This is a genomic window from Streptomyces antimicrobicus (genome assembly GCF_020532625.1).
GTDB classification, from domain to species: Bacteria; Actinomycetota; Actinomycetes; order Streptomycetales; family Streptomycetaceae; genus Streptomyces; species Streptomyces antimicrobicus.
In genome coordinates this window covers 1-4,394 of the sequence record NZ_JAJAUY010000238.1, presented here as the reverse complement: position 1 = coordinate 4,394, position 4,394 = coordinate 1, and the positions used below count along the sequence as shown (strand labels likewise).

The window sequence follows — 4,394 nt, the reverse complement described above, 5'->3', positions numbered from 1 at the left end:
GAAGGCCCCGCGCCCGAGCGCTCCGTGCACGAAGCTCCGTGCACGAGCGCTCCGCGCCCGCCGGGGCGCGGCCCGGTCGGTCAGTCAGTCCGTGCCGAAGCCCAGGTCCTCGGTGTCCTCGCCCTCGGACTCCAGGGCCTGGCGGACCACCCGCAGGGCCATGCCCTCCGGGTAGCCCTTGCGGGCCAGCATCCCGGCGAGGCGCCGGATCCGTCTGTCGCGCTCCAACCCCCGTGTGGAGCGCAGTTTGCGGGCCACCAGCTCCCGGGCGGTCTCCTCCTCCTGCTCGGAGTCCAGCCGGCCGAGCGCCTCGTCGACCAGGGCGGAATCCACGCCCTTGGTGCGCAGCTCGCGGGCGAGCGCCCGGCGGGCCAGGCCCCGGCCGTGGTGGCGGGACTCGACCCAGGCACCGGCGAAGGCGGCGTCGTCGATCAGGCCCACCTCCTCGAAGCGGGAGAGGACCTCGTCCGACACCTCCTCGGGGATGCCCCGCTTGGCCAGCGCGTCCGCGAGCTGCCGCCGGGTGCGCGGGGTCCCGGTGAGCAGGCGCAGGCAGATCGCCCGCGCCTGCTCCTCGGGACTCTGGGGCGGCAGCTCGCGCTCGGCCCTCGACGAGCCCGAGCCACCGCCCCCGTCGTACTCCCGCACCGGTTAGCTCTTGGTCGCGGCCGTCTTGGCAGCGGCGGCCTTGGCCTTCGAGGCGGGGGCGGGCACGGTCTTGGCCGCGTCCTCGGCGGGGGCGGCCGCGTCCGCGCCGGCCTCGGTGCCCTGGGCGTCCTTGGCCTTGGCGTCCTTGCGGACCCCGACGCCCAGCTTCTCCTTGATCTTCCGCTCGATCTCGTTGGCGAGGTCGGGGTTGTCCTTGAGGAAGTTGCGCGCGTTCTCCTTGCCCTGGCCGAGCTGGTCGCCCTCGTACGTGTACCAGGCGCCGGCCTTGCGCACGAAGCCGTGCTCCACGCCCATGTCGATCAGGCCGCCCTCGCGGCTGATGCCCTGGCCGTAGAGGATGTCGAACTCGGCCTGCTTGAACGGCGGGGCGACCTTGTTCTTGACGACCTTGCAGCGGGTGCGGTTACCGACGGCCTCGGTGCCGTCCTTGAGGGTCTCGATGCGGCGGATGTCGATCCGGACCGAGGCGTAGAACTTCAGCGCGCGGCCACCGGTCGTGGTCTCCGGCGAGCCGAACATCACACCGATCTTCTCGCGGAGCTGGTTGATGAAGATCGCGGTGGTCTTCGACTGGTTCAGCGCGCTGGTGATCTTGCGGAGGGCCTGGCTCATCAGACGGGCCTGGAGACCCACGTGGGAGTCGCCCATCTCGCCCTCGATCTCCGCGCGCGGCACCAGGGCGGCGACGGAGTCGATCACGATGAGGTCGAGGGCACCGGAGCGGACCAGCATGTCCACGATCTCCAGCGCCTGCTCACCGGTGTCCGGCTGGGACAGGATGAGGTTGTCGGTGTCCACGCCGAGGGCGCGGGCGTACTCGGGGTCGAGCGCGTGCTCGGCGTCCACGAAGGCGACGGTGCCGCCGGCGCGCTGCGCGTTGGCCACGGCGTGCAGGGTCAGGGTCGTCTTGCCGGAGGACTCCGGGCCGTAGATCTCGACGACCCGGCCGCGCGGCAGGCCGCCGACGCCCAGGGCGATGTCCAGAGCGGTCGACCCGGTGGGGATGACCTCGATGGGCTCGTTCGGCCGGTCGCCCAGGCGCATGACGGCGCCCTTGCCGAATTGTCGTTCAATCTGTGCGAGCGCGGCGTCGAGCGCCTTCTCGCGGTCGGTGCCTGCCATGGGTTCCACCCGGTTTGCTTGAGTCGATCGCTTCACGCCAAAGACGCTAACGCGTGCCACTGACAACGCGCCTCCACGCCCGGTTCGGCTGTGGAAAAGCCATGAGAATGGATGTTCGATTTTCATGTCAAGCGCACCACGCGGGAGGGCCGCCGACCCGCCCGGCAGGCAGGACGACGGCCCTCGGTGGCCCTGATCCTTCGACCTTCCCCCGGCTTGCGCCGGCTCAGCCCCAGCCGCCTCCGCCGTTCCAGCCGTTGTCGCGCCAGCTGTTGTCCCAGCCGCCGTCGTGGCCCCAGCCGCCGTGGCCCCAGCCGTCGCCGCCGCGGCCCCAGCCGTTGTTCCAGTGGCCGTTCCAGTGGTCGTGGTGGTGCCGGCCGTCACCGCCCCAGCCGTCGCCCCCGCGGCCCCAGCCCGCACCGGAGACGTCGTCCCAGCACCAGTCGGGGCGCCAGTCCCGGCGCGGATCGCAGCAGTCGTTCCAGCGGGCACTGCCCCGCCAGTCGTCCGAGCACCATCCGCCGTGCCCGCCGCCACCCGCGACGGCCGCCGGGGATGCGGCGAGCGCGTTGCCGACGGGCAGCAGGCCGATGCCGACACCGGCGGCGGCCGCGAGAACGGTTGCGGCAATTCTGCGGCGCATAGGAATGCACCTCCGAACATCACTCACTTCGAGGAACATCTCGGGCACGTCCACGGTCGCCCCTCCCCCGCGCCCTCCGCAAGCGCAGTGACAACCCAGGGTTGACACTCCTACACTGTCAACCTAGGGTTGCACTCATGACGAACCCTTCGGCGGAACCGCTCCGCATGACCAATCCGGTGCGTCTCGACGACCTCATCGAGGCGATCAAGAAGTCCCACGCAGACGCGCTCGAGCAGCTCAGTGGGGCCGTCGTCGTCGCCGAGCACCTCGGCGACGTCGCCGACCACCTCATCGGGCACTTCGTCGACCAGGCCCGCCGCTCCGGCGCCTCCTGGACCGACATCGGCAAGAGCATGGGCGTCACCCGCCAGGCCGCCCAGAAGCGCTTCGTCGCCAAGGGCGACGACGGCGATCTCGACATGAGCCAGGGCTTCTCCCGGTTCACCCCGCGCGCCCGCAACGTGGTCGTGACCGCGCAGGGCGAGGCCCGCCGCGCCGGCCACACCGAGATCCGGCCCGAGCACCTGGTCCTCGGCCTGCTCGCCGAGCCCGAGGGCCTGTGGGCCGCCGCCCTGAAGAAGACGGGCACCGACCTGGACGCCGTACGCCCGGCGGCCACGGCACTGCTGCCGGAGCCGTCCGGGGAGCCGGTGCCCGACCTGGTCCCGTTCGACGCCGGCGCCAAGAAGGCGCTCGAACTGACCTTCCGTGAGGCCCTGCGGCTGGGCCACAACTTCATCGGCACCGAGCACATCCTGCTCGGCCTGCTCGAACTGGAGGACGGCGACGGCGTGCTCAGCCGCGACCTCGGCGTCGACAAGGCCGTCGTCGAGGGCGAGATCAGCGCCCTTCTGGACGCCGTGCTCGCCAAGCACGGCGCCACGCAGGGCGAGCCGCCCGCCCAGCCGTAGGCTCCTCCGCCACTTCGTAACGCTTGACGTACGCGCCGAGGAAGGCCTGCAGCGTGGCGACGGCCGGAATGGCGATCAGCGCCCCGACCGCGCCCAGCAGCGCGGTCCCCGCGATGACCGATCCGAAGGCCACCGCGGGGTGGATGTCCACGGTCCGCGCGGTCAGCTTCGGCTGCAGCACGTAGTTCTCGAACTGCTGGTAGACCACCACGAATCCGAGGACGTACAGCGCGTACCAGGGATGGGAGGTGAAGGCGATCAGCATCGGCAGCGCGCCCGCGAGGTAGGTGCCGATGGTGGGGATGAACTGGGAGACCAGCCCCACCCACACGGCGAGCGCGGGCGCGTACGCCACGTCCAGCACCGCGAACAGCACGTAGTGCGCGACACCGGAGACCAGCGCCATCAGCCCCCGCGAGTAGAGGTAGCCGCCGGTCTTGGCGACGGCGATCTCCCAGGCCCGCAGCACCTCGGCCTGCTTGGCGGGCGGCAGCACGGAGCACAGCGCGCGGCGCAGCCGCGGCCCGTCGGCTGCGAAGTAGAAGGCGAACAGCGTGATCGTCAGCAGCTTGAACAGCCCGCCGAGGACGGTCGCGGACACGTCGAGCACGCCCGAGGCGCTGTTCTGGACGTACTTCTGCAGCCAGTCGGAGTGCAGCAGGCTGTCCTGGACGGCCAGCCGGGACAGCTCGGTGTGGAACGTCGAGTTGATCGAGTCGATGACGTCGTCGAGGTAGCGGGGGAAGTCGGCGATCATGTCGATGATCTGGCCGGCGAGCATCGAACCGAGCAGCACGACGAATCCGACGGCGCCGGTGACCACCGCGAGGAAGACCAGGAAGGTGGCGAGCCCGCGGCGCATCCCGCGGGCCGCCATCCTGGCGACGGCGGGCTCGATCGCGAGGGCCAGGAAGAACGCGATCAGCAGGTTGACCAGCAGCCCGATCAGCTGGTGGAAGGCCCAGGTGCCGAGCTGGAAGCAGGCGTAGAGGGCGAGCGCCATCACCACGGCCCGGGGCAGCCAGCGCGGCATCCGGGTGCCGGGG

5 protein-coding genes are annotated in these 4,394 nt (G+C 71.3%); 1 reads left to right on the top strand and 4 read right to left on the bottom strand.

Annotation, left to right across the window (positions count from 1 at the left end; all coding sequences use genetic code 11):
• Nucleotides 1–84: 84 nt before the first annotated feature.
• The 3 genes from recX to LG632_RS29615 form a co-directional block, all read right to left on the bottom strand.
• Nucleotides 85–648 carry a recombination regulator RecX gene (gene recX, locus LG632_RS29625; RefSeq protein ID WP_226731015.1) on the bottom strand — a complete coding sequence of 188 codons (564 nt, stop codon included), beginning with the start codon at nucleotides 646–648 and terminating at the stop codon, nucleotides 85–87.
• Nucleotides 649–651: 3 nt separating this feature from the next.
• On the bottom strand, nucleotides 652–1,791 hold the full coding sequence (recA, locus tag LG632_RS29620; protein WP_226731014.1) for a recombinase RecA: 1,140 nt from the start codon (nucleotides 1,789–1,791) through the stop codon (nucleotides 652–654).
• A 226-nt stretch (nucleotides 1,792–2,017) separates the two neighbouring features.
• Nucleotides 2,018–2,434: a hypothetical protein gene (locus LG632_RS29615; protein ID WP_226731013.1), complete on the bottom strand. Its 417-nt coding sequence runs from the start codon at nucleotides 2,432–2,434 to the stop codon at nucleotides 2,018–2,020.
• A 137-nt stretch (nucleotides 2,435–2,571) separates the two neighbouring features.
• On the opposite strand from LG632_RS29615, the gene LG632_RS29610 reads away from it, so the two are divergent.
• Nucleotides 2,572–3,348 carry a Clp protease N-terminal domain-containing protein gene (locus tag LG632_RS29610; RefSeq protein ID WP_226731012.1) on the top strand — a complete coding sequence of 259 codons (777 nt, stop codon included), beginning with the start codon at nucleotides 2,572–2,574 and terminating at the stop codon, nucleotides 3,346–3,348.
• On the opposite strand, the gene LG632_RS29605 is transcribed toward LG632_RS29610, so the two are convergent.
• Nucleotides 3,278–4,381 carry an AI-2E family transporter gene (locus tag LG632_RS29605; RefSeq protein ID WP_374203639.1) on the bottom strand — a complete coding sequence of 368 codons (1,104 nt, stop codon included), beginning with the start codon at nucleotides 4,379–4,381 and terminating at the stop codon, nucleotides 3,278–3,280. The genes LG632_RS29610 and LG632_RS29605 overlap by 71 nt on opposite strands.
• Nucleotides 4,382–4,394 lie beyond the last annotated feature (13 nt).

Coding starts and splice junctions, on each gene's coding strand:
- LG632_RS29615 (WP_226731013.1), bottom strand. CDS start 2,434: ATGCGCCGCAGAATTGCCGCAACCGTTCTCGCGGCCGCCGCCGGTGTC.
- LG632_RS29610 (WP_226731012.1), top strand. CDS start 2,572: ATGACGAACCCTTCGGCGGAACCGCTCCGCATGACCAATCCGGTGCGT.
- recA (WP_226731014.1), bottom strand. CDS start 1,791: ATGGCAGGCACCGACCGCGAGAAGGCGCTCGACGCCGCGCTCGCACAG.
- LG632_RS29605 (WP_374203639.1), bottom strand. CDS start 4,381: ATGCCGCGCTGGCTGCCCCGGGCCGTGGTGATGGCGCTCGCCCTCTAC.